The sequence below is a fragment of the Pseudomonas sp. 210_17 TE3656 genome, from assembly GCF_054821965.1.
The window spans coordinates 5,166,574-5,193,025 of sequence record NZ_JBTRBC010000001.1; the positions used below are offsets into that span (position 1 = coordinate 5,166,574).

Sequence of the window (26,452 nt, forward strand, 5' to 3'; positions counted from 1 at the left end):
AACAACAATAAAAGGTGAATCCTGCATGAAAAGCACTTTGTTGCGCCTTGCCCCGCATCCGTACTGCCTGCTGGCCGGGAGTGTGGCGCTGGCGTTGTTTGGTGGTTCCGAAGCCGGGGCCACGACCTTCGAGGTCAATGACAGCTGGTCACTGACCACCAATACGACGCTGACCCTGGGCTCGAGCTGGGCCCTGCGCAACGCCGATCCGGGGCTGCTGTACGCCCCGGATGCGGCCAGTATCGGCAAGCACGGCGAAGGCATCGATACCAATGGCGACGATGGCCGGCTGAACTTCAAGAAGCACGATCCGATCTCGCAGATCTTCAAGGGCCTGACCGATTTCGACCTCAATGACGGCAGCCAGGGCGCCTTCATCCGCTTCAAGTACTGGTACGACCATGCCCTGGAAACCCGCGACGGTGACTTCAAACAGTTTGACGATTCCAGCTACCCGGACCTGGCCAAGTTCCAGGGCTTCGAAACCCTGGACGCCTATGTCTGGAAAGACTTCGATGTCGCCGGCAAAGCGCTGAACGTCAAGTTCGGCAAGCAGGTGCTGAGCTGGGGTGAGGCACTGTTCTTCCAGAACGGTATCAATGCCATCAACCCGCTGGACGTGTCGGCGTTCAACCGTCCCGGGGTCGAGCTCAAGGAAGGCCAGCTGCCGGTGGAGATGCTCTCGTTCAACCTCGGTCTGAGCGATACCCTGAGCCTGGAGGGCTTCTACCAGTACAACTTCCGTCCCTCGGTGCTCGATGGTTGCGGCACCTTCTTCCAGGCCGCCGATTTTGCCCCGGAAGGCTGCGGGCCGATCATTGCCGCAGTCAGTGGCGACCGCACCACGGCCAACGCCCTGGCCACGGGCACCTTCATACCGCGCGGGCCGAGTGACTACCCGCATGACGGCGGGCAATACGGCCTGGCCGTGCGCAAGGTGCTGGAGAGCCTCAACGATGCCGAGCTGGGCCTGTACTACGCCAACTACCACAGCCGCTTTGCCTCGTTCAACGGTACCGCCGTCACCGCGCGCGGCCTGAGCAACTTCAAGACGGCCAGCTACAACTCGGTGTACCCCGAAGACATTCGCCTGTTCGGCATCAGCCTGAGCGGCGTCGTCGGTGGCACGGCGGTGTTTGGTGAGTTGAGTTTCCGCCCGAATCAGCCGTTGGGCTTCAACGGTAACGATACCGTGCAGTTCCTGCTGCGCAGCCCCAACACGCCGTTCACCGCACCGGGGGTGACGCCGGCGCTGGGCGCGCCGATCGAAGGTTATGCGCGCAAGCCGGTCAGCCAGTTCTCCCTCGGCGCCACCGATACCGTCGCCAACGTGCTGGGCGCCAACCGCCTGGCCCTGGCGGCGGAGGCGGCGGTCAACCATATCGGTGACCTCGGCGATGAGCGTTTTGGCCGCGGTGGCGCCTATGGGCGCAGCGAGCTGAGCACCGGCGCTTACAACCCGGCAAACCCGGCCAGCTTTTGCGTCAGCCCGGGCACCGCCAACCTCGACCCAGGGCAGATCGCCAACCTCAACGCCAACAACTGCAACGACAACCGCGGGTTCTTCACCGACTGGTCCTGGGGTTATCGCCTGCGTGGTGCGCTGAGTTACGAAGGCCTGCTGCCGTCCACGGTGGTCACCCCGAGCATCAACTTTCGCCATGACGTGGACGGCTATGGCCCCAACTTCCAGGAAGGACAAAAGGCTGTCGGCCTTTCGCTGCTGTTCGAGTACCGCAACGACTACTCGTTGGAGTTTGCCTACAACGATTTCTTCGGCTCGAACGACTTCACCACCCTCGACGACCGCGACTTTGCCTCGGTCAACCTAAAGGTGAGCTTCTGATGACTACTCCAATGAAAAAACTGCCTGCTGTTTTTGCCTTGCTTGTGGCCTGCCTGCAGGCGCCTGTGTATGCCAAAGGAACTGATGCCAGCCAGCTTGACGGCCGTCTCAACCCCATGGGCGGCGAGCGTGCGGCCAATGCCGACGGCAGCATCCCGGCCTGGTCCGGCGGCCTCAAGCCCGGCAGCGTCACCGCCGCCAGCAACGGCGACTATGCCGACCCGTTCGCGGCGCAAAAGCCGCTGATGGTGATCAGCGCCGCCAATGCCGGGCAATACCAGAACCTGTTGACCCCAGGTCAGCAGGCGATGCTCAAGCGTTTTCCCAGCTATCAGCTCAACGTCTATCCCAGCGAGCGCACCGCGCATATGCCGGCAGCGGTGACTGCCGCCACCCGCGCCAACGTCGCCGCTGTCAGCCTGGCCGAATCCGGTTATGGCCTGGTGGGCTACCAGGACGGTATCCCGTTCCCGCTACCGACCGAACCGCTGGAAGTGATGTGGAACCACCTGGCCCGCTATGTCGGCCACTCGGTGCAGCGCGAAATGGCCTCGGCCACCGTGGAAAGCAACGGCAGCTCGACGCTGGTCACCTATCAGCAGTCGGTGCACTGGCGCTCGGCGATCAGCGACCTGCCCGAGCAGGAAAACGCCCTGTACTACAGCGTCATCCGCGCCCTCAGCCCGTCACGGGTGGCCGGTGAAATCACCATGGTCCATGAACCGCTGAACCAGGTGCAGGAGCCGCGCAGTGCCTGGCAATACATTCCCGGTCAGCGCCGCGTGCGTCGCGCACCGACCGTGGCCTATGACACCAGTGCGCGCTACAGCTATGGCCAGCTGACCAGCGACGGTGTCGGCGGTTACAACGGCGCGCCGGATCGCTACGACTGGAAACTGCTCGGCAAGGAAGAGCGGCTGATTCCCTACAACAGCTATAAACTGGCCAGCAAATCGCTGAAGTACGCCGACATTCTCAAGGCCAACAGCATCGATCCACAGCTGGTGCGCTATGAAAAGCATCGGGTCTGGGTGGTGGAAGCGACCCTCAAGCCCGGTAACCGTCACGTCTATGGCAAGCGCCGCTTCTATATCGACGAAGACACCTGGCAGATCGCCAGTGCCGAGATGTATGACAGCCGGGGTGAGCTGTGGCGCATGTACGAGAACTACCCGATGCAGCTGGCCGACATCGAAGTGCCGTTCCCGGCCATGGACGCTACCTATGACCTGATTTCGGCGCGTTACACCACCAACTTCATGACCAACGAATACCCGCAGAAGATGGTGTTCAACGCCCTGGCCAAGAAAGAGGATTACAGCCCGGCGGCGTTGCGCCGCTACGGCAAATAACATCGCGAATCGACGCACTTTGAGGGTTCGCTTTACCCAACCGCTGCTGATGCAGCGGTTTTTTTATGCCTACGGTGGGAGCGGGCTTGCCCCGCGATTGCGGTCATTCAGCCACATCGCTTCGCGGGGCAAGCCCGCTCCCACTGGGGGCACTCAAAAACACTCATAGCCTTTACCCCACCGGGCTCTGACAGAACTCCAGAAATCGCGCCAGGCCGCGGGTCGGCTGCTTGTCCTTGTGGATCACCCGGTACAGGGTGCGCTTGAGCGGGCCGCTGGGGCAGGGCAGGGTGCACAGCTGGCCCAGGGCAAGTTCGCCGCGCACCATCACCCGTGACACACAGGCGATGCCAGCGCCGGCGATCACGCAGTGCTTGATCGCTTCGCCATTGGACACTTCCAGCAAATGCTGTGGGCTGCCCAGCCACGGGCCGATCAGGTGCTCGAGCATATTGCGCGTGCCCGAGCCCTGCTCGCGGGTAATCCAGCGGGCGCTGGCCAGCGCCTGCGCGTCGGGCTGGGACAGGCGGGTCAAGGGGTGACCGGGCGCGGCGATCAGCACCAGCTCATCTTCGCGCCAGGGGCGCACATCGATATCAGGGTGCTGGACCGGGCCTTCGACAAAACCGACATCGACCGTGAAGTTGCACAGCGACTCGACGATGCGCTCGGTGTTTTCGACCTTGAGCTCCAGGCGGCTATGCGGTTCGGCGGCGAGAAAGGCGGCCAGCAGTTCGGGCAGCAGATAGGCGCCAATGGTGGTGCTGGCACCGATGCGCAGGTGGCAGGTCAGTTGCTGCTGGAACAGCGTTTCGGCTTCCTGGGCACCTTCCAGGGTGGCCTTGGCGTGGGGGTAGAAACGTCGCCCATGCTCGTTGAGCACCAGGCGCTTGCCATGGCGATCGAACAAGCGGGTGCCGAGCTGGTGCTCCAGGTCTTGCAGCGACATGCTCGCCGCTGCCTGGCTCAGGCTCAGGTCCTTGCTGGCGCGGGTGACGCTGCCGAGGTCGGCGACGGCAACGAAGGTGGCCAGTTGTTTGAGAGTGATGCGGCATTGCATATCAGCTTTCCTGATATGACCAATAAGAATATCTAGCTTCATATAGGTTATAAGAGATTGCAAGCTAGCGTCACCACAAACGAGGTGTCGTTATGCTTGTTCTGAGTCGTACCCAGCTTCCCTACAGCCTGCTTACCGGCGTCACCGGCAGCCTGGCGTTGGCAGCGCTGGCCATGTGGCTGTCGTCTTCGCCGCTGCTGCACGGTAGCGGGATCGGCACGCTGACCCTGGCCATGCTGCTGGGATTGGCGGTCGGCAACCTGGTGCCGGGCACGGTGCACCGTGCGGCCGCGGCCGGTGTTCAGCTGTGCAAGCAGCCGGTGCTGCGCCTGGGCGTGGCGCTGTATGGCTTCCGGTTGACCGTGCAACAGGTGCAGGCCCTGGGGGTACAGGCGTTTGTCACCGATGCGCTGCTGATTCTCTCGACCATCAGTCTGGCCATCTGGCTGGGCACCCGGGTGCTGGGTATGGAGCGTGGCACCGCCGTACTGATCGGCGCCGGTCATGCGATCTGTGGCGCTGCGGCGATCCTGGCCAGTGCCGGGGTGGTCAGGGCGCGCAATGACCAGGTGGCGATTGCGATTGCTTGCGTGGTGCTGTTCGGCACCCTCGGCATGCTGCTCTATCCCTGGTTGTTCACCCTGATGCCGACCCTGTTCGGCGATAGCCATGGCTTCGGTATCTTCACCGGCGCGACCCTGCATGAAGTGGCCCAGGTGGTTGCCGCCGGCCAGGCCATGGACCCGCAGGCGGCCGAGGCAGCGGTGGTCGCGAAACTGATCCGGGTGTTGCTGCTGGCGCCTTTCCTGCTTGGCCTGGGCGTGTGGCTGAGCCGCAAGTCCGAGGGCGGGCAGCGCACTGCTGCGGTAAAAGTGCCGCTTTTTGTCCTCGGCTTTATCGCCTGCATGCTGATCAACTCGTGGCTGGCGCTGGATCAGAGCGTGCATCAGGCCCTGGTCAGCTTCGATGACCTGTTGCTGGCTGCAGCCATGGCGGCCCTGGGGTTCAGTACGCGCTTGATCGATTTGCGCAAGGCGGGGCTTAAACCATTGATTCTGGCTGCGGCGTTGACGCTGCAACTGATGATTGTGGGAGGTGCCTTGACCCTGCTGTAAATCGTGTAGCGGTCAGCAGTTGAAATCGGCCCGGCATGATCGATTTCGCCGATTACACTGTTGAAACCGCCACACATCGAGTACCTGGAATGGGCTGCGTGCTGATTGGTCATGCTGCTTGGCTGGAGGGCCGCCTGTTGGCGAGCCTGGCGTTGTCGGTTCGCGCCGTCGAGGTTTCGCAGGGCTGGGGCCGTCAGCCATGAGCAACCAGGGACGGGGCATCTCGCTGCAATGGCTGGTGGCGCTGGCGATCATGCTGGGCATGTTGCTGCTCGGCGTCGGCCTGGCCTGGCAGGGCTATCGCGGGATACAGCAGACGTTGGTGGCGGCCACTGGCGATGCCGCCCAGCAGCTTGGCAAGACGATTGACGAACGCGCCCGTCGCTTGGTCGATCCGGCGCAGAGCAGTATCCGGCTGCTGGCCTTCAACCCGACTGCCGGCAACCTGACGCAGCGCCTGGAGAGGCTCGCGCAACTGGTCGAGAGCCTGAACGCCAACAAGATGCTCAGCGCCGTTTACGTCGGTTATCCCAACGGTGAGTTCCTCCTGGTCCGCAGGCTCCGGGATCCGCAACTGCAGCAGCGCTTCGCTGCGCCGCCAGGTGCTGCGTTCCTGGTGCAGAGCATCAGCGCAGGCGCCGACGCTGCGATGCTGGGCGAATGGCGTTTCTACGACCAGGCGCTGACCCTGCTCAAAACCGAGGTCAAGCCGGAGTATCACTTCGACCCACGCCAGCGCCCCTGGTTTGTCGAAGCCTCCGGGCGCTCGGCCACCGTACTGACCCGCCCCTATGTGTTTTTCACCACCCGCGAGATCGGCCTGACCATGGCGCAGCGCAGCGTCGACGGCGCGGCGGTGATCGGCATGGATGTCTCGGTCGACGATCTGGCCAGTGAGAGCCGGGACCTGCGCATGACCGCTGGCACCGAGATCGCCGTGGTTGACGATCAAGGCAGTGTGGTGGCTTATCCGGATCTGCAGCGGGTCATCGTGCATGAGGGGCAGGCTGTGCGCCTGTCGCGTATCAGCGAGCTGGGCATTCCCAGCCTGGAGCGTATCTACACCGACCTGCCCCAGGGCACTGCGCTGCAGGCTTATCAGGTGCAGGGGCAAACCTGGTATGGCATGCGCGCGCAGCTTACGACCCTGGCCGGGCAGGATCTGCAGGTACTGATTGCCGTGCCAGCCCACGAGCTGCTGGCCGGTGCGCGCAAGGTGCTGTTCGAGCAGCTGCTGTGGACGGCGGTGCTGATGGGCGTGTTACTGCTGCTCGGTGGCCTGCTCGGTCGACGTATCGGTCGCCCGCTGCGTTTGCTGGCCGATCAGGTGCGAGCCCTGGCCGGTTTCGATTTCAGCCGCGAGGTGGGCGTCACGTCGCGGGTGTCCGAGGTGCGTGAACTGAGCCGGGTGCTGAGCCGCATGTCGGGAACCATCCGCAACTTCCAGGCGATCACCCTCACGCTCAGCCGTGAGAGCCAGCTGGAGCGGATGCTCGACGGGGTACTCAGCCATCTGGTGGACGCCGCTGGCGTCAGTGCTGGCGCGGTGTACCTGTTCGATGCCGAGCATGCGCTGCTGCGCCTGGCCGCCTCCTGCCGGGGCGAGGGTTACCCTGAGGAGCTAAGGATCGGCGAACGCGATCACGAGGATCTGCCAGCCGCCGTGACACAAGCGATGGCGCTACAGGGGCACAGCCTCGCGGTGGTGCTCAATGACCGAAGTCAGGCGCTGCTCGGCATTCTGGTCTTGCAGCTGGAGAATGAGCAGGCGCGCGATGAAGTGCACGAACCGTTCCGGCGCTTTGTCGAGGAGTTGTCCGGCGCTGCCGCCGTGGCCATCGAGACACGCCAGTTGATCGAAGCCCAGCAACGCTTGCTGGATGCCATGATCAAACTGCTGGCCGATGCCATCGACGCCAAGAGTCCCTACACCGGTGGCCACTGCGAACGCGTACCGCAACTGGCGCAGATGCTGCTGGACAAGGCCGTGCAGGCCGACAGCGGCCCCTATGCCGACTTCAACATGAGCGAAGCCGAGCGCTACGAGTTCCGGGTGGCGGCCTGGCTTCACGATTGCGGCAAGGTCACCAGCCCCGAATATGTGGTGGACAAGGCGACCAAGCTGGAGACTCTGTACAACCGCATCCATGAGGTACGCATGCGTTTCGAGGTGCTCTGGCGCGATGCCGAGCTGGCTTACTGGCAAGGCCTGGCCAGCGGTGCCGATCAGCAGGCGCTGCAACGGACGCTGGAGCGCTGCCAGGCTCAACTGCAGGAGGAATTCGCCTTCGTCGCCAAAACCAATATCGGTGGTGAGTTCATGCAGGATGACGACGTCGAGCGTTTACAGCGGATCGGCCAGCGCCGCTGGCAGCGGCACTTCGACAACCGGCTGGGCATTTCGCGTGACGAAGAAGAGCGCTTTGCCGGTGTACCGCAGGTGCAGTTGCCGGTGGATGAACCGCTACTGGCCGACCGCAGCGAGCACCGGGTGCCCTGGGGGCCGCGTAAGCCACCGGTGGCCAGGGACGATCCGCGCAACGTCTGGGGCTTCGACATGCGCCTGCCGGCCAATGCCAGCAACTACGGCGAGCTGTACAACCTGTCGATCCGCCGCGGCACGCTGAACGACGAGGAACGATTCAAGATCAACGAACATATCGTGCAGACCATCATCATGCTCTCGTCCCTGCCGTTTCCGCGCCAGCTCAGGCGCGTCCCGGCGATCGCCGGCAACCATCACGAGAAGATGGACGGCAGCGGTTATCCGCGTCGGCTGGGCAAGGATGAGCTGAGCATCGCCGAGCGGGTGATGGCGATCGCCGACATCTTCGAAGCGCTGACGGCCGCCGACCGGCCATACAAGGCGCCGAAAACCTTGTCCGAGTCGGTGAAGATCCTGGTCTTCATGGCCCGCGACAATCACATCGATGGGCAGCTGCTGCAGCTGTTCCTGAGCAGCGGCGTGTATCGCCAGTATGGTGAGCGGTTCCTGCGTGCCGAGCAGATCGATGAGGTGGATGTGGACTATTGGTTGGCGCAGATACAGGGCACGATTTTTTCGTGACCTGAAGGGTAAAGCGCAAAAGGTGTCCTAGACTTCAGGCTTAAAGGCTTTGGCCTGATAAAAAAATCACCGCTGCGATTGCTCAAAGAGTGAGTGCACATATGAATGGTAGTTCCGCAGCGGGCTCTCGATTAAGCGTACTTGACGGATGGCGCGGCATTAGCATTTTGCTGGTGCTGGCGTGTCACCTGCTGCCACTCGGGCCAAAGCCATGGCAAATGAATTCCGCCGCCGGCGTGATGGGCATGGCGATATTCTTTACCCTGTCGGGATTCCTGATCACAAGTTTTCTGCTCAACAACAGCAGCGTCGTTGATTTTTTAATTCGCAGGATCTTCCGGATTGTGCCGCTTGCCTGGTTGTACATGGCCATTGCTTTGTTTGTCATGAACAGCCCGCCGGAATTCTATATCACAAATTTCCTGTTCGTTGCCAACTGGCCGCCGATGTGGCTTGGCAGTGCAAACGGTCATCTCTGGAGTTTGTGCATGGAGGTCCAGTTTTATCTGGCCATCGCGTTGCTGGTGGTGCTGATGAGAAACAAGTGGATGATGCTGATCCCTTTTTTCTGCATCGCCGTGACGATGTACCGCGTCATCAATGAAGTCCATGTCGCCATCAATACCTATTACCGCATTGATGAAATATTGGCAGGGTGCATACTGGCACTGGTATACAACGGCAAGCTGGGCGACAGTCTGATGCACTATGCGAAACAAATGTGGATTGCGCAAATAGTTCTAGCGCTGCTGTTTGTCGTGTCCAGTCACCCCGAAGCGGGCTTCATGAACTACTTGCGTCCCTATTTTGCCGCTGCAATGGTGGGCAGCACGTTATTCAATGGGCGCACGCTGGTTGCCCAGCTTCTGAATACGCGCATTCTGTTTTATATCGCCACCATCTCGTATGCGCTCTACGTTGTTCACCCGCTGTTGGAGCAGACCTGGTTGGGGAGCGGGGATACCCTGGTCAAATATTTGAAGCGGCCTCTGTTGTTTGCCGCAGTTTTTATCACTGCGCATATCTCGACTTTCTACTATGAAAAATGGTGGATTGCGTTTGGCAAGACATTTTCCCGGAAAGTGGTTAGCCAGTCTGTTACAAGCTGAACGTCCGCAACAGGCGGTTCAGAGGACTGGCGCTGGTCTGCTTGAGTGGAGACCTCACCCTCCTTGATCGCTGCAATGGCGCAGCACGCAAAGATCACTACACTTGATCCTGCTCCATGGAACACCCCTGGGTACGGATTCACTTGTCCCTCGTGGACGTGAGCCAGTCGCCCGGACGAACGGTGGCAGCCATCGATAGCGCAGTGGAATGGGTGCTCGCCACACAACCCGCGAAATCCAAATGGATGGGAGTACTGTTATGAGTGGCTATAACGCTGTATTGGCGAGAAATACAGGTAATGCTCCAAAAGGAATAGGTCCGTACTCACAAACCGTAGCGTTCTCTCACTACAATAATCTTTCCGCTCAGTTACCTGTCGACCCGGCAACTGGTGCGTTGGTAGCGGGTGGTGTAAAAGCGCAGGCTGAACAGTGCTTCAAAAACATCAAGGCGATTGTGGAAAGCATCGACCATGTGATGGAAGATGTCGTCAGGATTACTATCTTCCTTAAAGATATCGCCGATGTTGAGGCTGTTAATAGCGTGTATGCAGGATTCTTTCCTGGCTATGTCCCCGTGCTGACGACAGTCGCAGTTGCAGCGTTGCCTATGGGGGCTTTAGTGCAAGTTGAAGCGCTGGTTTCAAACGGCGAAGGCACTATTCCACAAGCACCACAGGCAGGCGACCTGGTAAAAACTGTCAGGAATACGGAGAACGCACCCGTAAGCGCACTGTCTGCGCAGACCGTGGCTTTTTCGCATTACAATAACCTGTCGGCTCAGCTACCAATCGATCCAAAAACAGGCAAGTTGGTCGCGGGCGGTGTAAAAGAGCAAGCTGTGCAGTGTTTGAAGAATGTCAAGGCGATTTTGGAAAGTATTGATGTTCCTTTTGATGATATCGTCAAGATTACTATCTTCGTTAAAAATCTCTCGGACATTGAGCGGGTAAACGAAGTTTACACAACCTTTTTCCCGGATTCGGCCATTGCCAGGACGGTAGCCTATTTCCCCGCGCGGACTAGCGTTGCGGTCCAAGCGTTGCCCATGGACGCTTTGGTGCAAATAGAGGCGGTTGTATCACACGGAGACGGCACGCCACCGCAAGTTGTTGAAGACCGGCACGGGATTGTCATAAAGGCAAACAATACGGCGGCTGCCCCCATGCATGCGCTATCTACACAAACGGTAGCCTTCTCTCATTACAACCATGTATCTGCGCAATTACCAATCGATCCCGCCAGCGGGAAGGTGGTGGGCAAGGGGGTGAGAGAGCAGACTGAACAGTGTCTAAAAAACATCAAGGCGATTGTCGAAAGTATCGATCACGCCATGAGTGATGTCGTCAAGGTCAATGTCTTCCTTAAAAACATCGAAGATATTGCGGCAATGGATGAAGTGTACACGGCCTTTTTCCCCGGTGGCGTTCCTGCACGCAGGGTAGTGGGGGTGTCGGCGCTACCTGAAAATGCGCTAGTGCAAATCGACGTGGTTGTGGCAAACGCTGAAGGCACGCCTCCTGAAAAATAGCGGGATTCATTTCCCAGTAACGAGAAAGGGAAGCCGGGGCTAGTCCCCAGCTTCCCTTTTTCCACTTACCACGATCCCTCATGCAGCGACTGCAATTGACCCGCGCGCATTTTCCAGGCGCGGTTGATCGGGCTCTCAGGCTTCAATGCAAGGCGCTCGGCAACCAGTGCCTCGGCAAGTGCGCGGTTGCCAAGGCGGATGGCTGCCTCTATCAGCGTCCATGAGAAAACATCACGCTGCGCGTGACTACCGCCGAAGCGGTTGGCTTTGGCGCGTAATGGCATCAACGACGCTATCGCCTGGGCGTAATCCCCACGACCAAACGCCACCAATCCTTCGCAGGCCGGCACACCAATCTCTCTACTCATCATGGCATTGCTACCGATACCAGCAGCAGCCCGCCTCAGGGTATCCAGCTGTTGAATTTGTGCCCGGCTGTTCGCAGCACCCACAAATGACATCATCGCGTTCACGTCGTTAAAGGCGTAGATACCGTCTTCACAACGTGATTCCCATTTTTCCGCCAGTCCGTTCCACCGATCGCCAACGTCATGACCGAGCAGGGAGAGTCTCCAGAGCAGCGCCGATCCATCAAGCAGCTCAAGCGCTTGAGCAAATCCACCCGCTGAAATGTCTTCATCAAAGAGGCGCAGCGCGCCAGCCACGTCATTAGCCTCAAGGAGGAAAAGCGCCTGGTGCCACCACAAATGGAAGGCAAACATGCTGTTGGGAGCCCAGGCACTGGCGCTGGAGGAAAGGTATTTGGCCCCCTCTACGCTGCGGCCCTGCATTTCTATGACATGCGTGACGGCGTGCACCGCCCAGCCATCCTGTGGGTTCAAGGCAACGGCTTCGCGACCCTGTTCTTCGGCCTGGCGGTAATCCCCTGACTCTTCCAGGCCAAAGGCATACATCCCTTTGACAAAGCCAACGCCGGGAACGTCCTTATCCCAGTGCGGCATCACCCGCGCTATGCGATCACGCAGCATATGCGCGTAGCCTAGATAGAAGTCGCCCAAATGGGCGAACTGCAATGCCAGCAGATCGCGGGGGTACTCGATCGAAACACGCCCCCAGATTTCGATTGCCCGCTCCCAGTCGCCGTCGAACCAGGCGCGTACTGCATGGATATGCTGGCGCTCGCGATCATTCGCTTGCGCTGCCAGGCGCTCTGCCGCGTCCAGGCTTTTGTGCAGCTCTGAGTCAAACGCCTTGTCGGTCGCCGTGGCAATCGTGCCAGCACGAAAGGCGTAGGCCAGTGGAAAATCCGGGTGTTGTGCAATAATTTCGTCAGCTGCAGCCAAAGGATCGGCCTGGTAGGCATGCAGCAGTTCGCAAGCGCTGTCCAGCGCATCGATTGCCTCCTGCGAACCATAGGAAACAGGATTGCCACGTTTGTCGCGTTTGCTCATGCTTTCCTCCTGACCATGCCCTGAGGGCATACATGATCGAGATGTGAGGATCGCTCTTGATTGTCCCTCCTGATTTGCCTCAGAGACACTTTTCCGACGAAGCGTGAACACTAGCCATTGCTTGCCATCCGAAAGCACAAGTTGACGGTTGTCCCTTTGTTTTTGCCACTGGTCAGGCTAGCGTGACCGCCAAAGCGCTTCATTATCAATTTCACCAACATTAAGCCAATTCCAAACCCGCCATGTTTGATGGAGCAACGAGGCCGAAACAGTGCTTTCTGTTGGGCGGCGGTCATTCCCTTGCCGGTGTCACGCAGTATTATGCTCAAACGCCTGGATGAGCGCTGATCGATTGTTATGTACAAAATCCCCCCGTCTGGCATCGCATCAATAGCGTTGGATACCAGGCTGTCCAATATTTGAACAAGCAACTGGTGATGACCTGTTACCGGCAGGGTGCTGGTTGCTGAAAATTCCACATGTACATTGGCGCTGGATAATGGCAGTTCAAAATTCCGAAGGGTCTCAAGTACAGCCTCTACCGGATCGGCCTTTCCGATTTCACCCTTCAGGGAGGTGGACGCAACATGCAGTTCATTGATCCATTCCGACATGCGATCGACCTGATGGATGATGTCGCCGATGTTTTTGCAGGCAGCTTGGGTACTGACCTCCAAGGCCAGCTCGGCACTGGAGCGGACCACGGCGAGGGGGTTGCGTAAGTTGTGAGCCACTACGCTAGTCACTTCGTTAAGCAAGGTGGCCATTTCATTGTCAATGTTGTGTTGAATCCTCGACGAAAATACGCCGCCACGTTTACCTGTGAAGGAAAGGAGGCCTAGATAAATCAAGGCTGCGCCCATGGAGCAAGCGAGCCACAGCACGAGGTAACCCGATTGAGTACTGGCCAGCCAGCCGGGGGGCTCTGTATAGAACTCAACAATCGAGGGCACTTTCCCCGCTGTATTTACGAGCGGGATGTAATTCTCAATAAATATGCTGCTTGGTTGACGGGTGAATTGCTGCTCATTGTGATTTTCTTTTGCTTTGTGGTAGCTGGCAACGACGCCGTCCTTGCTGGACTCAGCGCTCTCAAGCTCCTTGTCGCCGGTGAAGCGCTGGCCGATCAATTTTGGATTGCTGGACCAGATAATGACATTGTCAGGCGCATAAACATTAATCAATAACGTACTCGGGTGATTGGCAATGTTGCTCAGGCTCTCAAAGAACATGTTTCGTGATTTTTGCCGATTAACCTGGGCTTCTTGAGGTAGGCCACTATCTTCGCGCGAGTCCAGTAGGTCGCTTGTTTGATATCCAGTCAACCCCATGTTGCTTGCATCCACGGCTCCCAAGGCCTGAATGAACTTGGCAGTGAGTGCTGTATTTTGCTGGGTGTTTGTACTGATAATGAGACTGCTGGCAATAAATCCAAAGAGGGTTGCGATTAAAATTATACTGGGGCCGATGAATGGCGAGGGTATTCGGGTCTCTTTTAGTTTCGCCAAAAGCGAGGCAATGCCTTTGATAGGTAGTACATTGAGATTCCATGGCACACGGCGCATAAAGGAATCTCTTGTTTTTTGCGCTGTACAGTCCAACCCATCTTTTGAATCTGCTGTCTCAGTGATTGCTGGCGGCTGCCCGAGAGCGCGCTTGGTATCGCGTCGGGCGCGTTCATCCAGACTGGATTTCTGCAGTGCTGAGGTTAGCGGGTTTCTCTCGTGAGTTTGCTGCATGCGCTTCACACCTCGAGATATTGAGAGAACAATCTGCAATTTCGAATGTGGAATAAGCACGCATCATGCCAAGCGCGATAGCCCATGACGTCTGAGCCGAGGCTAAGTCGCGCTTGATTGGTTACCCAGAAAATCCCCTCATTTGGGGGTGTTTGGGTTTTTCGTCACCCGATTGGGGGCTATTTGATCTGCACAATCACCGGACCTTCCGTCACGATCGGCGGGTCCGCGTGGATATGCGCTGCATTTTTTTGAATCCAGTCACGTGCGACTTTCAAGCTCGCATCGCTACCGGCCTTGTCGTTGCAAACTGTTACTGCTGTACCACCATCACCGGTATTGAGCAGTGTGTAGCTTACCAGGCCAGGCACTGTGCGCAGGGTAGCGTCGACGTCGGCACTGCGTTCTTCCAAAAGCTCGAAAAGCTGCTTTGCTCCGGTACCCAGGTAGGTTCTTATCACCGCGTACATGTTCGTCTCCTTTGGGAGCACCGCCTCCAATCCGGATCTACTGAGGCCGCTATCTCCCAGGTTTCAATTCACCCCGATTCATTAAGCTTAGCTACACGCCGACGACCAGCGAAATGCAACGACCATCGGCGGCTTCTGGTCGTCCACATAATCCCGCCAGAAGCACTCAGGTATCTAAACTTGTCTGTAAGCCCGGGGTTACCGGCTGACTGGCGAGGAGCGAAGGCGATGAGAGCATTGCGATTGGGCACGTTGGTATTTACGGCATGGGTGACCCTGCTGACGGCTTCGGGTATTGCCCATGCCGAAGGGGTTGCCTTGATCACCGGCGAGCAATGGATGCAGTCGTCGGAGGAGCTCAAGAAGGTCTATCTCATCGGCATCGCCAATGCCTACGAGGTGGAGGCGGCCTACTACAAGGCGAAGCCGCCGTCCGATGAGCACAGCCTGATTCCACGTTTCGGCAGGGGCTTGAAAGGCCAGACGCTCGATACCGTGCGCGAAGGGCTCAACCAGTGGTACGCCGCCCATCCCGACCAGGTGAAACGGCCCGTCATCGAGACCATCTGGTTCGAGATGGTTGTGCCCGGTCTGAAGCAGAACAAGTAGCGGAGGTGAACATGAACAGGTCCTTATTATTTGCCGCAGCCCTCACTGCGGTGAGTGTGATCGGCTGTACCTCGATGTCCGCTCAGCAGCAGGGGACGGTGAGCGGTGCCGCCATCGGTGCTGCGGCCGGCGCCGGCATTGCCGCGATCTCCGGCGGCAGTGGATGGACTGGCGCCGCGCTTGGCGCCGTTGCCGGCGGGGTTGCCGGCAACATCAGAGGCAGACAGCAGAAGTAGCTGCGCCAATCCGCCTCAACGCTCCATGACATAAGTACCAGGGGCGGGGCAGAGGGGCGGGTACTTGCGCGAGCCGAGCTTCTTCGGCGCTGGCAGGCTGTCACCCGAGCGCTGCCCGATCCATTCGCGCCAATGCGGCCACCAGCTGCCTTGCTGGCGCTCCCCGGCGTTCTGCAGCCAGGTGTCCGGGGTTTCGGCGGCGGCAGGCGCCGCGTAGTAGAACGACTTGGGGTTGCCCGGCGGATTCACCAGGCTCTGCAGGTGCCCGGCGTTGGACAGCACGTAGGTTGTGTCTTCGCCAAACAGCCGGGCGGTGCCGTAGCAGCCCTGCCAGGGCGTGATGTGGTCGGTGGTGCCGCCCACCACATAGGCGCCGACCTTCACCTGGGTCATGTCGATCGACTCGCCGGCGATCTCCAGGGTGCCCGGATTGCTGTAGGGGTTTTGCTGGATCAGGTCGAGGTAGTCCGCGTGCAGTTGGGCGGGTAGCCGCGTGGTGTCGTTGTTCCAGGCCAGGATGTCGAAGGCCGGCGGCTTGTTGCCCAGCAGGTAGTTGTTGACCCAGTAGTTCCAGATCAGATCGTTGGGCCGCATCCAGGCGAACATGCTGGCCATGCCCTGGCCGCTCAGCACACCTTTGCGCCGGGAGCTGGCCTTGGCCGCGCGCAGGGCGGACGGGGTGGTGAACAGTCCCAGGGTGGTGTCGCCCAGCGCCGAGGGCATGTCGAGCACGCACACCGCCCAGCTGGTGTTGGCCACCTTGTGGCCTTCGCCACGGGCCGCCAGCCAGCCCAGGTAAGCCGCCAGGGTGATGCCGCCGGAGCAGGAGCCCCACATGTTCACATCCGGGCTACCGGTGATCCTGCGTGCTACGTCTACGGCCTGATCGAGGCACAGCGCGTAATCGGACAAGCCCCAGTCGCGGTGCTCGCGGGTGGGATTGCGCCAGCTGATGACGAAGAGGTTGACGCCGCTGTCCTGAATCCACTTGATCAGGCTTTTCTCCGGCGACAGGTCGATGGCGTAGTACTTGTTGATTTGCGGTGGCGACATCACCAAAGGCCGGGCATAGACATTTTCGGTGGTAGGCGCGAACTGCAGCAGCTCGAACATCTCGTTGCGAAACACCACCTGGCCCTTGGCCGTGGCGATGTTTTCGCCAACCTTGAACGGCGTGCTGTCGACCTGTTTCGGCAGCCCGCGGTTGTTCAGCATATCGTCGCCGAACTGGCGCAGGCCCCTGGCCAGGCTCATGCCACCGGTGTCCACCAGCTTGCGCAGCGCCGCCGGGTTGGTCAGCGGCGAATTGCTCGGTGCCATTGCATCGGCCAGCAATGCTGCGACGAACCGGGCCCGGCTCTTCTCCTGCGGGGCCAGGTCGGTGGACTCGATGAAGCGGGTCAGCTCACTTTGGCCGGCCAGGTAGCTTTGCAGCAGTGCGCGCAGGAAGGCGTTGGACTGCCAGGCCGGATCGGCGAAGCGCTTGTCCTTCGGGTCTGGCGCGATGCTGGAATTGCCGCGGACGATGCTGCGCATTGCTTTCAGGTAGCCACCCAGATGAGCGCCGGCCTTGAGCGGCGAAGTGCCCACGGCCTTGAGCAGGTAACCGGCCGAGCTGGCCAGGTCTGCCGCGCGCACGCTGACCAGCGGATTGCCTGCCAGGGTCTGGTTGGCAGCCGTGCCGATCAGCTCTTGTTGCTGGGTGCTGTCCGGGAGATCGGCATTCTTGCGAGGGCGACGCTTGCGGCCGGTCGCCGGAGGGCGCCGGGTAGGGGTTGCTGTCTCGGTCGTGCGGGTGGATCTGCTCATGGCGGCTCTCGTGTTTCGGGGCGCTGTATTGTTGTGCCCCGACTCTAGAGCAGGAGCGGCAGCGGCCACCTCGCATCGCACGACAGCGAATTTTCATCTCATGACAAGGGGGTAGGGGGCCGACGAGCTGAATGGGTGTTTTGAAAGCGGTCTCTGCGGTGGGAGCGGGCTTGCCCCGCGATACGATGTAACTGACAGCCCGCAATCGCGGGGCAAGCCCGCTTGTGTCTAGCGACAGGGAATACACTCTGAGGTGAGAAGGGCCGCATCGGCGGCCCAGGCCAATCGCTGGCTATCACTCCGCCGCCGATTGGCCTGCTTGCATCGAGCGGCGTAACAACGCGGCCGTTTCCGAGCGTGCTTCGACTTCGTCCAGCAACGCTTCGACCAGCGCGAGGCTCATCTCTATCGATTGCTCAGTGGCCCAGAGTAAGCCGCGTACTTCTTCATTGACCATCTCACAGGCGTGGGCGTTGGTCTGGTAGGCGCTTTTGAGCAGGACGGAGGCATGGACCAGGGAGTCTTCGGACGAGACACCGGCACGGACAGCGAAGAGTGGATCGTGGCTGCCGTTGCAGGAGCCGAAGGTGGTGCTGGTTTGGGTGGTTAAGGGTGGATCAGGAACGGGTTTTGTCATTGTGTTGCTCCTTGATTGATGGAGCCGCCACATATCGCTACCAAACGAATGGTGACGGCTGTACGCAGGTTGGTAGACCGGGAATCAAGGAACCCAGCGCGCACGAATGCGCCCTACGCACAGCCGCCATAACACGAAACAGCGGACACAAAAAAAGCGCCAACTGCTCGGATAGGACGCTTGTGCGCCTTGATTATCAACTGGGCTACCAAACCCGGTCGCTGGATTTACAGCGACGTGCAGGAGGGTAACGGGGTTGGGGTGGGGATTCAAGAGGGGATTCTTTATGCTTTCTTTCGAAAGCTGTCCGATGGGGCCGACTATTTTCCACCTGTGGCTGCCTGTCGCGGATGTCGGCAATCGGCCAGGAGCGGACGGTGGACGTGCGACTGGCATTTTGCTAGCGTCGGTGATATCTAGCGACCAAAAGCAGTCGTTTGACAAAAATCTGCTCCCATTGTCACCACAAGTAATCGGGACACCAACCCAATTGTCTCTCCTCTCTGCACCGCGCTAGCCTCAGCGCTTGCTGAGCACCGCATAAAAAGGGATTTTACATCATGGTGCATAACCGCCTTATACCTCCACTGCCGCCCCCGTAAACACCACGCACCAGAGCGACTACACACATTCGCCCCTGAGTTTTACCCACCAGACCGGCCCAGTTTGATACGTACCAGCTGGTATCTATTTACAGATTAAAATCTAGAGAGTCACATGTTCCCTGTAAACCAAACTATAAATCAGCCATTTGTCTTCCTTGTCGACTCTCCATCTCATCAGGACTTGTATGATGGCTATAGCATTGGAATGGCGCTTCGGGATGCATTGAGAGCAGTTAGAATCCCTTGCTTTTATACGCTTACAACAAGTAAAGAGAGTTTTGAGTCTGCATTAAGGGTTCGACTGCAAGACTCTATTCGATCAATGCAGTCATCCCAAAACATAAATGCCACTCCATTTATTCATTTATGCATGCATGGAGCTACTACAGGTATCGCTCTAACAGATGGGTCCTTCCTGAGTTGGCAAGAACTGCGCAATCTATTATTGGCGCATAACCACGCCAAAGGCCATGACCCCTATGTGTGTATGGCCTCATGCAACGGATTCAATGCAACCAATATGGCAAATGCTTTTGACAGTGCATTCAACGTCCTAGTAGGAAATACTGGCGCTGTATTGCAGTCCGACGTAACAGTTGCTTACATGTCGTTCTACAATCATCTCTTTTATAAGAAGGCTAGTTTTGATCAGGCGGTTAACTCCATGCGACTTGCTTCTGGAGATCATAACTTTTTCTATACATTTGGTGAGCAGGTTAAAAATCAGCGCTTCTCTGAAATGCAGTATCAATTCGCCAGCACCCCATGGCCGAACTCGCAACCAAGATGGTAGCCATATTTCTAGGTGGTTGGACGCTACGCAATAAACCGTGCAGCGCAGGTTAGCTCTACGTTTGGCGTTAAGGAGAACCACATGCCAATGACTGATGAACAAACGACTGCAATCGGAGATTTCTTCTTAGCTGCCGATCGACTGAAGATGCTCGGAATTACTCGCTCGGACAAGTACCTTGGAGACATTGCTGAGTTCATTGCCGCATCCCAGCTTGGTATGGACATGGCCGCAAGCGGCCGGGAGCCAGGGCACGATGGTCACATTGAAGGTAGGAAAGTGCAGGTCAAATTCAATGGTGGCACAAGCATCACAATCGATTGCGGAAATCCAGATGGCTACGAAGAGTTGATCGTCATTCTCGGTCCCAAAAGCGTAATGCGGAGATCCGGCTTACCTGAGCCATACGTCATTTATCGAATCCCCAGCAACACAGTTCGAAAAAAAACGCCACACAAAGACGGAAAAATTAGGTTCGCAAAAGGCGACCTTCCTCCAGAATGTCGCGTCACATGAGGGTCATGCCCCCTTTCCCTCACTCCACCGCACTGCGTAAAAAATTACGCAAACGTATGAATTCAGATGCTAGAGACACTGGAGAATTTGATGTTTGAAAATTTCACAAGAAGAAATCAGCTTGATTATGAGCCATGCGATCTTCGCTATAAATATCTACCAAATGCATTCAGGTACGATCTCTTAAAATTAGTCATAGATGAAATTTACCAAGAGGAATCTGGTGTAATGCGAGAGTACTCGTTATACCGGAGGCTTTCATTGGCGACAAACCAAGATCACGTGCAGCTGGTTGGATATGACGACATACACGAAAACTACAGTAGCGACTTCATAATTGAACTACTCCGCAAGGCACAATGGCACGAAATGCTTAGCATCGCGGAGGAAGTTGTCGCTTCTACAAATATTTCAGCAAAAGAAGTCAACAGGCTATTCGAATACCATAACATAGGATACGAGTTGGTTCAAGACGGGATAAGCGCCCCTTGGCAGGCCACTATAAAGTACAGCGTAGTTATTGAGGATATTGGTAGATCGCTTGAGTCCGCTGCAAAATACCCTGCTATTGTTGAGTTAATTGAACGTGCAAGGCATGCGCTTGCTGACCCGAAAAATATAGATATTGCGACTTCAATATCGAACTCGGTTAAGGCTCTAGAAGGGTTTCTTCGAGAGTGGCTGCAAGACATGCACTCAGTTAAGGCAGCCACGCTTGGCGACGCCGTAAAGGAAATCAAGCGGCAGAAGCTCGCAGATGAAAATATCATCGAGTCCTTGCATCAATTTTATATCTATAGAAATAGAACCCCAAATATTGCGCATGGAAATACTACATACGCGAATGCAACAGAGAACGAAGCTTTACTGGTAAATGAAATGGCAGTTTCGTTTATAAATTATTTTTCTAGGTACAATCTCTCCTAACAAATCACTCGCTAGGTAGTCTTGGGCAGCACGTGCTTAGCATTATGCGAAACACCTGTGCCCGCCCCCTCCTTGCGTATAGGCGAAGACTGCTTTGAGTCCAGGCTGTGTGAAAAGGTTTTAGAGCAGGTTTGACAGCCAGGACTGGAACGAAAATCGCGCTCCTACGTAAATTTCCGGTCTGCTGATTAACCAAACGCTGGCAGATTTTACGTAGCGACGCAGACTTCAAAACGGTGCATGCGTTTTCACACAGACTGAGTCGACACCGGCCGGCAACAGCCGCCCAGAAGCGGTCATCGAGTGTTAACAGATTCAGGGTCGAATCATTTAATAAAACTAAAAATTTCAATTCTCTTGAATGTCTAATCCTAGACTGCTAAAGATCTCCCAGGTTGCGAGAAAATTTGTAAGCATTTCGTAGGAGTATGTAGGTAATCCGTCATGATAATATATTTCGTCCCACCCTTCATCGTATACGTAATTTACGTATTCAAGATGCATTGATCGTAGTAGGCCTGTCGTATAAGTTTGCAGGTTGTGAACTGATACAGCCTCAACGAAGCTGGTTTTTAGCCCATACCAATCGCAAGTATCCAAGTGAAAATCAATGTCATCCAGATGTGTTCGGACAGCAAGTTTAAAGGTGTCCCGAATCTCTATAATTAGCCGCCCGAGGAAGTTTCTTTCCATCGCATCAACCCAATGCCAGCCTTTCGCTTCGTCAGTCATTTGATCGTATATTGATTGCACATTGTTACGCCTATCACTTTCAGAAGCACCATAAATTACCCCCTCATGTACGGAGGTGCGAGCCGACGAGTACGGGTTAACCGCTGCGACGACAATCATATTTGGCTGACGACACAAATGTGCTATTTCTCCCCATTTTTGATTGGCATAGACTATCGAGTGAAAGCCACTTGCTTCTAGCTGATGAGATATTGTATTCGCCATAGTATTTAATGCGTCAATAGAGTACTGAGGTGGCGCGCCGGTGCTCGTCTTGACATCAGAATCAATCCAGCCGTCGATCATTGGAAATGAAAGCGTTACGCAAGCCATTGAGTGATCATTGATAAAGTTGTTCTCAAATGATTTGTAGTAAGACTCATCTGGATAAAACACCTCAAGAGTAAACTTTCCAGAATTTTCGTGCGGAATTAGGGCGAGGATATTTTTTTTATTGAAGATTAGCTCTTGGATGTATGCATCTTTGACGGTTCGCGTTTCCATCGGCGCGACAAGCACAGAGGTAATCGCTAACTCAGTCAGGCCAGGAAATATAGAGCAGAAATGGTTTGAGTAAGCCAGCAATTCAGTAAATGATTGTCTCTCTGTCTGTCCGGACTTTTTCAGCTCAATAATTGTTATTCCGGTTGCTTCCGAATTTCCGAATAAATCAATGCGTGTCGGATGTGGCGTGGTTCGTTCTAGACGAAGCTCTTTTGCTGTCAGAGTTAGTCCCTTAAGTCGCGTTAGCACTTCGTTAATTTTTCGCTCAGCTTTTCTCTGCAAAAGGAATCTGATCGGGGGGAATCCTTCACCCTCCCACTCTATCTCTTTTCGCTCACCGACTATTAACGAGGCGAAATCGTCTTTGTGGTGTTCAAACACGTGGTCGCGGAATTCATTTTCGGAAATGGAAAGCATGGAGGTATAGCTCATGGATAGTTTAGGAGTATTAGAGGTCAGGTGAATCATCCCTGAATTTGTAGAGGCCGTGAATGGCCGTAGTAGGTTCAGGCTATGGGAAACGCGAGTGGATGCCTCACCTTTAGACCGTAGATGCCATTGCCGGAGTGTCTGGGACGATTACGTAGCCTAAAAAAACCGAATTGCTTTTGGTTGAAGGGCTGCAATGGGTCGAAAGCAGCCGGCGATGGCAGCAGTGATCTTTGTGGGAGCAGGTTTACCCGCGAAGCAGGCAACGCTCCGGATGGCACAGCTGAGCCATTGCAACCGTCGGCCTCAGCCCCTGTGTTGCCTATGCGCCTGGAGCAGGCCTGGCCCACTGCGCCACAAACTCGCCAATTCTGCGCTCAATACCACTCTCCACTGTCCGCAGCCGCAGAATGGGAAGGCCACTGGCAGCCAGAATCTCATTCTTCATGGCGTCCCGAGCCGCCTGCACGGGGTGGTCGTGATACCCGCCATCGACCTCGATCACCCCAATCGGGGTCTTGCCCACTTTGAAATAGATCACGAAATCGCAACTGGCGCGCCTCATGAATGCCCGCTGGGTTTGCGTCCACTCGTGGTTACTCGTCGACGCGAGCTTATCCAGCTGGATCTGCGTGTGGTACGTCAACGCCTGGCACGCCGGCGCCGAGAGCGCTTCGCGCAGCAACTGCGCCACAATCTGCTCGGACTTGTAGCGTGATTCCTCGGGCCGCAGACGGGCTTTCAGGCGTTCCAGGGACTGGTCGTACTCGCGGTACAACAAGTCGAATGCCGACACCACTGGCGCACGCACGATCTGCTCGTCCTGCGCGTAATAGCTGATATAGCGGATCAGCGCGGCGATGTGGCCATTGTTCTCGGTGAACACCTCGTCACCGGTCACCAAGGTGAAGCGATGTTTGGCCCGCGACACTGCCACATTGATCATGCGCGGGTCATCGACGAAATCCAGGCGTCCTTGCGCCTGGTTGTAGCGCTTTTTGTCCAGCACGGTAGAAAAGACGATCTCGTCGCACTCGCGCCCCTGGAACTTGTGCACCGTGTCCTTGACGAAGTCCGCCGGCAGGTGCTTTTCGCAGAGGCTGACCTGTGCCCGGAACGGGGCGATGTAACCGCGGCCTTCACCGTCCACTGCGATGGATTGCCCCTCGTCTTCGAGCATCTTCAGCAAGGAATCCAGCTCCCGGAGGTTGGTGTTCTTGCGTGCGTGATTGCCCTTGGCGGTCACCACCAGGCGCAGGGGTTCCTCGCCGTTGTCCACGGTCATCGGCACCAGTGCGTTGTCATAGAACTGCTGGTTGCAGAACTGGATGATCCTCGGGTGGCAGCGGTAATGCTCCTTCAGCAGCGTCCTTGGCAATGCGTCCTGGAACACGGCAATGCACGAGTCCAGCAGGCTGTAGTACTCGCAGTCGTAGGCCTCGGCCGGCGCCTGCAGCCCCAGTTTCACTGGGATGTGCGGCAACTGGCGGTTGTCGCCGACGACGATCAGGTTCTTGGCGCAGCCCAGCGGCAGGATGCCTGGCACGATGTCCTGCAAGGACGCTTCGTCGATGATCACGTAGTCGAGGATCGCACCCGGCGCGATCGAGTTGACGATGGAGTGCGTGCCGCTGCCCAGGATAGGGAAACGCTGTACGAAGGCATCAAAGTCCCTGTGGTAGGTTTTGACATCGAAGCTATCTCGCGGCGGAACCTGGCTTTGCAGATGTTGCTTCAGATGGTGCATCGATGCGGTTGTCAGTTCTTTGAGCAACGCCGTGAAATCTGCGCGCGCTAGGGATTCGCGGCAGGCACGCAGCTCGGTTTCCTTATCCTGCAGCGACTTGTCGTAGTAATGCATCTGCAGGGCATGGAACGCGGCCATTCGCGCCTCGCCCTCGGCGAACGGCTTGGTGCGAAAGACTCTGAATTTGAAAAGCAGCTCTAAACGGTCCTTGAGCTTAACGTGCTGCTCGCCCAGGTGCGCCAGGTAGGCCATGAGGTCGGCAGTCTTGCGCGGGGTCAGCCCGTACTTGTCCAACGAGTCCGTGGCCTGCACACCGTTTTCTGCCTGCCACTGCTGCAGGTAGCGCCGCTCGATGACCAGCTCATCCAGTTCGATCTGCAGTTGTGCCGCCCGGTTGTGGTCTTGCAGGTGCTGCTTCAGGCAGGTCAGCAAGCCCTGAATCTCTTCCAGGGACGGTGCCGGCCCGGGCGCGCTGGAGGGCCATGCAGGCAGGTCGTCGAAGAAGGCTTCGCGGTTTTCTTTTTTTCCAAGCTTGGCGACCAGGTAGCCCAGGCCGCATTTCTCCAGCTTTTCGTAGACGTTTGCCACGGCCGCATTGTTGTTGGACAGCACCGCCACCGTCTGCCCGCGCAACAGGATATTGGCGAGGATGTTGAGGATGGTCTGGGTCTTGCCGGTTCCCGGTGGGCCTTCTATCACGCTGACTTGCGCGCTGAACGCCCGCTCGACTGCCTGGTACTGGCTTTCGTTCAGCCCGAACGGATAAATGAGCCCCTGACCGGGGGCGAGCGTGCCGTTGCGCCCGGTGCAATAGGCTTGCAAGGCAGTGCTGGCGATGGCTGGCAGTCTTCCAAGCTGAGTCACGACATTGCTGGCTATGTCACGATCAGCCTTCGACTGCGCTTGAGCGTGCCGGGCACTCGCAACCGCAGTGAAATAGCCGAAGACCGGCGTGTCCTTGATCGAGGTAGGGGCGGTAAAGGCGATGCCGTCCATCTTGTGGACATAGGGCCTGTTGCTTCCCGGATACTGCACCACGGCATATCGCTCGCCGTAGATCACCGCTTTGTCGATGGGTGTGACGATCGTGCTGCCAGGTTTGGTCAGCAGTACATTGCTCAGCTCGCGGGTAGGTGACACTCGGCAGTTACTGAGCGGGCGCGTGTATTTTTTATTTGAGGGGAAATGACAGGTCAGTTCCAGTGCTTCGTACTTTTCGCTCCAGCGAATAGCCCAGTCACTGATCTTTGCGGTCTTGTCCTCACCATCCACCTGAATCGAAGCCATATTCCCTTATTCCTGTGCGCATGACATTCGGTTACGTCTTGTACCGGATGCTTTTCCTGTCTGGAGTCATGGTGCCACTATGGTGGGCAGGTTCGATAGCCGGTTTGTGCGTTTCCGGTCGTCATGTGCCACCTCACCCAGCGAATGCAGTTTTTCGCGGTTCTCGCGAACGGCGGCAATGGGGCGATACCCGCTATCAATGAGCTGCATTTGTCGATCTGCAAAGGACGCCGAGAGCATGAGTGCGCTTGCAGTTGACCGAGTCAGCCATTGCCATACAATCGCGTCCCCCAAAAATCAGCAGGCATGGCGGGAGGGAGCTTCAATGCAACGGGTGATGATCATTGGTCAACCAGGGTCTGGGAAAAGTACCCTGGCGCGCAAGCTTGGCGAGCGCACGGGCTTGCCGGTCGTGCATATCGACACGATTCACTGGCAGCCAGGGTGGGTCGAGCGCAGCCGAGACGAGAAGACGCGTCTTTGCCATGAGGTCGAGGCCCGTGAGCGCTGGATTTTCGAAGGTGGGCACTCGACCACATGGGGCAACCGGCTGGCCCGCGCTGACATGTTGATATGGATCGACCGCTCGGCGCCGCTTCGATTCTGGCGCGTGTTCCTCAGAACGGCGCTGAACCGCGGTCGCTCTCGGCCTGACCTGCCGGACGACTGCCCGGAACTGCTAGCCAACCTGTCGGAGTTTTTCAGGTTCATGTGGCGGACGAAAACCTCGTCTCGGAAGGTGATAAAGCGATTCGTGGCCACGGCCCCGTCGGGTTGTCGCATGGTCTGCCTGCGGTCGAACCGGGATACCGAGGTTTTTCTTGAGAGTCTGGGTGCGCAGCCTGATCAGGCTGTGCAAGGTCATTAGAGGCTCGATCGCGCTCGATTGACGGCAGGCGCCTGCCGTGAAGGCGCATCAG

At 57.3% G+C, this 26,452-nt stretch carries 21 protein-coding genes; 13 read left to right on the forward strand and 8 right to left on the reverse strand.

Annotated elements, in window-relative coordinates; all coding sequences use genetic code 11:
- Positions 1 to 25 precede the first annotated feature (25 nt).
- Positions 26 to 1,846, forward strand: a complete 1,821-nt coding sequence (locus tag ACVI9W_RS23870; RefSeq protein ID WP_461531466.1) for a DUF1302 domain-containing protein — start codon at positions 26 to 28, stop codon at positions 1,844 to 1,846.
- Complete coding sequence (locus ACVI9W_RS23875; protein WP_461531467.1) at positions 1,846 to 3,198, forward strand: DUF1329 domain-containing protein; 1,353 nt, start codon at positions 1,846 to 1,848, stop codon at positions 3,196 to 3,198. The genes ACVI9W_RS23870 and ACVI9W_RS23875 overlap by 1 nt, the downstream gene beginning before the upstream one ends.
- 172 nt (positions 3,199 to 3,370) lie before the next feature.
- Here ACVI9W_RS23875 and ACVI9W_RS23880 read toward each other — a convergent pair whose 3' ends face one another.
- Positions 3,371 to 4,258: a LysR family transcriptional regulator gene (locus ACVI9W_RS23880; RefSeq protein ID WP_461531468.1), complete on the reverse strand. Its 888-nt coding sequence runs from the start codon at positions 4,256 to 4,258 to the stop codon at positions 3,371 to 3,373.
- A gap of 92 nt (positions 4,259 to 4,350) precedes the next feature.
- On the opposite strand from ACVI9W_RS23880, the gene ACVI9W_RS23885 reads away from it, so the two are divergent.
- The 5 genes from ACVI9W_RS23885 to ACVI9W_RS23905 all read left to right on the forward strand — a co-directional run bounded on the left by ACVI9W_RS23885 (position 4,351) and on the right by ACVI9W_RS23905 (position 11,080).
- Positions 4,351 to 5,373, forward strand: a complete 1,023-nt coding sequence (locus tag ACVI9W_RS23885; RefSeq protein WP_461531469.1) for a YeiH family protein — start codon at positions 4,351 to 4,353, stop codon at positions 5,371 to 5,373.
- Positions 5,374 to 5,408: 35 nt separating this feature from the next.
- A complete protein-coding gene (locus ACVI9W_RS23890; protein ID WP_461531470.1) occupies positions 5,409 to 5,576 on the forward strand; it encodes a hypothetical protein in 168 nt (55 codons plus the stop codon).
- Positions 5,573 to 8,440, forward strand: a complete 2,868-nt coding sequence (locus tag ACVI9W_RS23895) for an HD domain-containing phosphohydrolase (RefSeq protein WP_461531471.1) — start codon at positions 5,573 to 5,575, stop codon at positions 8,438 to 8,440. Before ACVI9W_RS23890 ends, ACVI9W_RS23895 begins: the two co-directional genes overlap by 4 nt.
- A 101-nt stretch (positions 8,441 to 8,541) precedes the next feature.
- Positions 8,542 to 9,549: an acyltransferase family protein gene (locus ACVI9W_RS23900; RefSeq protein ID WP_422417379.1), complete on the forward strand. Its 1,008-nt coding sequence runs from the start codon at positions 8,542 to 8,544 to the stop codon at positions 9,547 to 9,549.
- A gap of 259 nt (positions 9,550 to 9,808) precedes the next feature.
- Positions 9,809 to 11,080: a RidA family protein gene (locus ACVI9W_RS23905; protein ID WP_461531472.1), complete on the forward strand. Its 1,272-nt coding sequence runs from the start codon at positions 9,809 to 9,811 to the stop codon at positions 11,078 to 11,080.
- Positions 11,081 to 11,145: 65 nt separating this feature from the next.
- Here the strand turns inward: ACVI9W_RS23905 and ACVI9W_RS23910 are convergent, their stop codons facing one another.
- The 3 genes from ACVI9W_RS23910 to ACVI9W_RS23920 form a co-directional block, all read right to left on the reverse strand.
- Entirely contained in the window at positions 11,146 to 12,492 is a 1,347-nt protein-coding gene (locus ACVI9W_RS23910) for a tetratricopeptide repeat protein (protein ID WP_461531473.1), read from the reverse strand.
- Positions 12,493 to 12,602: 110 nt separating this feature from the next.
- Positions 12,603 to 14,231: an ATP-binding protein gene (locus ACVI9W_RS23915; protein WP_461531474.1), complete on the reverse strand. Its 1,629-nt coding sequence runs from the start codon at positions 14,229 to 14,231 to the stop codon at positions 12,603 to 12,605.
- Positions 14,232 to 14,410: 179 nt separating this feature from the next.
- A complete protein-coding gene (locus ACVI9W_RS23920) occupies positions 14,411 to 14,701 on the reverse strand; it encodes a hypothetical protein (RefSeq protein ID WP_461531475.1) in 291 nt (96 codons plus the stop codon).
- A 228-nt stretch (positions 14,702 to 14,929) separates the two neighbouring features.
- Between ACVI9W_RS23920 and ACVI9W_RS23925 the strand changes: the two genes are divergently transcribed.
- Positions 14,930 to 15,310, forward strand: a complete 381-nt coding sequence (locus ACVI9W_RS23925; RefSeq protein ID WP_461531476.1) for a hypothetical protein — start codon at positions 14,930 to 14,932, stop codon at positions 15,308 to 15,310.
- Positions 15,311 to 15,321: 11 nt separating this feature from the next.
- Entirely contained in the window at positions 15,322 to 15,546 is a 225-nt protein-coding gene (locus ACVI9W_RS23930; protein ID WP_038610370.1) for a YMGG-like glycine zipper-containing protein, read from the forward strand.
- Positions 15,547 to 15,561: 15 nt separating this feature from the next.
- Here the strand turns inward: ACVI9W_RS23930 and ACVI9W_RS23935 are convergent, their stop codons facing one another.
- Both ACVI9W_RS23935 and ACVI9W_RS23940 read right to left on the reverse strand, forming a co-directional pair.
- Positions 15,562 to 17,355: an alpha/beta fold hydrolase gene (locus tag ACVI9W_RS23935; RefSeq protein WP_461531477.1), complete on the reverse strand. Its 1,794-nt coding sequence runs from the start codon at positions 17,353 to 17,355 to the stop codon at positions 15,562 to 15,564.
- A gap of 295 nt (positions 17,356 to 17,650) precedes the next feature.
- Positions 17,651 to 17,992: a DUF6124 family protein gene (locus ACVI9W_RS23940; RefSeq protein WP_461531478.1), complete on the reverse strand. Its 342-nt coding sequence runs from the start codon at positions 17,990 to 17,992 to the stop codon at positions 17,651 to 17,653.
- Positions 17,993 to 18,709: 717 nt separating this feature from the next.
- Here ACVI9W_RS23940 and ACVI9W_RS23945 point away from each other — a divergent pair.
- The 3 genes from ACVI9W_RS23945 (at position 18,710) to ACVI9W_RS23955 (ending at position 20,833) form a co-directional block, all read left to right on the forward strand.
- Positions 18,710 to 19,390 carry a hypothetical protein gene (locus ACVI9W_RS23945; RefSeq protein WP_461531479.1) on the forward strand — a complete coding sequence of 227 codons (681 nt, stop codon included), beginning with the start codon at positions 18,710 to 18,712 and terminating at the stop codon, positions 19,388 to 19,390.
- Between the two features lie 81 nt (positions 19,391 to 19,471).
- Complete coding sequence (locus tag ACVI9W_RS23950) at positions 19,472 to 19,906, forward strand: DUF6998 domain-containing protein (RefSeq protein ID WP_461531480.1); 435 nt, start codon at positions 19,472 to 19,474, stop codon at positions 19,904 to 19,906.
- Positions 19,907 to 19,996: 90 nt separating this feature from the next.
- Positions 19,997 to 20,833 carry a hypothetical protein gene (locus ACVI9W_RS23955; protein ID WP_461531481.1) on the forward strand — a complete coding sequence of 279 codons (837 nt, stop codon included), beginning with the start codon at positions 19,997 to 19,999 and terminating at the stop codon, positions 20,831 to 20,833.
- A 348-nt stretch (positions 20,834 to 21,181) separates the two neighbouring features.
- Here the strand turns inward: ACVI9W_RS23955 and ACVI9W_RS23960 are convergent, their stop codons facing one another.
- Positions 21,182 to 22,486, reverse strand: a complete 1,305-nt coding sequence (locus ACVI9W_RS23960) for a hypothetical protein (RefSeq protein WP_461531482.1) — start codon at positions 22,484 to 22,486, stop codon at positions 21,182 to 21,184.
- A gap of 334 nt (positions 22,487 to 22,820) precedes the next feature.
- Positions 22,821 to 25,532: an AAA domain-containing protein gene (locus tag ACVI9W_RS23965; RefSeq protein ID WP_461531483.1), complete on the reverse strand. Its 2,712-nt coding sequence runs from the start codon at positions 25,530 to 25,532 to the stop codon at positions 22,821 to 22,823.
- Between the two features lie 325 nt (positions 25,533 to 25,857).
- Here ACVI9W_RS23965 and ACVI9W_RS23970 point away from each other — a divergent pair, with 325 nt between their 5' ends.
- Positions 25,858 to 26,400, forward strand: a complete 543-nt coding sequence (locus tag ACVI9W_RS23970) for an AAA family ATPase (protein WP_461531484.1) — start codon at positions 25,858 to 25,860, stop codon at positions 26,398 to 26,400.
- Positions 26,401 to 26,452 lie beyond the last annotated feature (52 nt).

Bases quoted from the DNA above. Each gene is read 5' to 3' on its own strand.
- ACVI9W_RS23905 (WP_461531472.1), top strand. From the start codon at position 9,809: ATGAGTGGCTATAACGCTGTATTGGCGAGAAATACAGGTAATGCTCCA.
- ACVI9W_RS23915 (WP_461531474.1), bottom strand. From the start codon at position 14,231: ATGCAGCAAACTCACGAGAGAAACCCGCTAACCTCAGCACTGCAGAAA.
- ACVI9W_RS23880 (WP_461531468.1), bottom strand. From the start codon at position 4,258: ATGCAATGCCGCATCACTCTCAAACAACTGGCCACCTTCGTTGCCGTC.
- ACVI9W_RS23885 (WP_461531469.1), top strand. From the start codon at position 4,351: ATGCTTGTTCTGAGTCGTACCCAGCTTCCCTACAGCCTGCTTACCGGC.
- ACVI9W_RS23900 (WP_422417379.1), top strand. From the start codon at position 8,542: ATGAATGGTAGTTCCGCAGCGGGCTCTCGATTAAGCGTACTTGACGGA.
- ACVI9W_RS23920 (WP_461531475.1), bottom strand. From the start codon at position 14,701: ATGTACGCGGTGATAAGAACCTACCTGGGTACCGGAGCAAAGCAGCTT.
- ACVI9W_RS23925 (WP_461531476.1), top strand. From the start codon at position 14,930: ATGAGAGCATTGCGATTGGGCACGTTGGTATTTACGGCATGGGTGACC.
- ACVI9W_RS23945 (WP_461531479.1), top strand. From the start codon at position 18,710: ATGTTCCCTGTAAACCAAACTATAAATCAGCCATTTGTCTTCCTTGTC.
- ACVI9W_RS23870 (WP_461531466.1), top strand. From the start codon at position 26: ATGAAAAGCACTTTGTTGCGCCTTGCCCCGCATCCGTACTGCCTGCTG.
- ACVI9W_RS23895 (WP_461531471.1), top strand. From the start codon at position 5,573: ATGAGCAACCAGGGACGGGGCATCTCGCTGCAATGGCTGGTGGCGCTG.
- ACVI9W_RS23875 (WP_461531467.1), top strand. From the start codon at position 1,846: ATGACTACTCCAATGAAAAAACTGCCTGCTGTTTTTGCCTTGCTTGTG.
- ACVI9W_RS23935 (WP_461531477.1), bottom strand. From the start codon at position 17,355: ATGAGCAGATCCACCCGCACGACCGAGACAGCAACCCCTACCCGGCGC.
- ACVI9W_RS23955 (WP_461531481.1), top strand. From the start codon at position 19,997: ATGTTTGAAAATTTCACAAGAAGAAATCAGCTTGATTATGAGCCATGC.
- ACVI9W_RS23930 (WP_038610370.1), top strand. From the start codon at position 15,322: ATGAACAGGTCCTTATTATTTGCCGCAGCCCTCACTGCGGTGAGTGTG.
- ACVI9W_RS23960 (WP_461531482.1), bottom strand. From the start codon at position 22,486: ATGCTTTCCATTTCCGAAAATGAATTCCGCGACCACGTGTTTGAACAC.
- ACVI9W_RS23910 (WP_461531473.1), bottom strand. From the start codon at position 12,492: ATGAGCAAACGCGACAAACGTGGCAATCCTGTTTCCTATGGTTCGCAG.
- ACVI9W_RS23940 (WP_461531478.1), bottom strand. From the start codon at position 17,992: ATGACAAAACCCGTTCCTGATCCACCCTTAACCACCCAAACCAGCACC.
- ACVI9W_RS23890 (WP_461531470.1), top strand. From the start codon at position 5,409: ATGATCGATTTCGCCGATTACACTGTTGAAACCGCCACACATCGAGTA.
- ACVI9W_RS23970 (WP_461531484.1), top strand. From the start codon at position 25,858: ATGCAACGGGTGATGATCATTGGTCAACCAGGGTCTGGGAAAAGTACC.
- ACVI9W_RS23950 (WP_461531480.1), top strand. From the start codon at position 19,472: ATGCCAATGACTGATGAACAAACGACTGCAATCGGAGATTTCTTCTTA.
- ACVI9W_RS23965 (WP_461531483.1), bottom strand. From the start codon at position 25,532: ATGGCTTCGATTCAGGTGGATGGTGAGGACAAGACCGCAAAGATCAGT.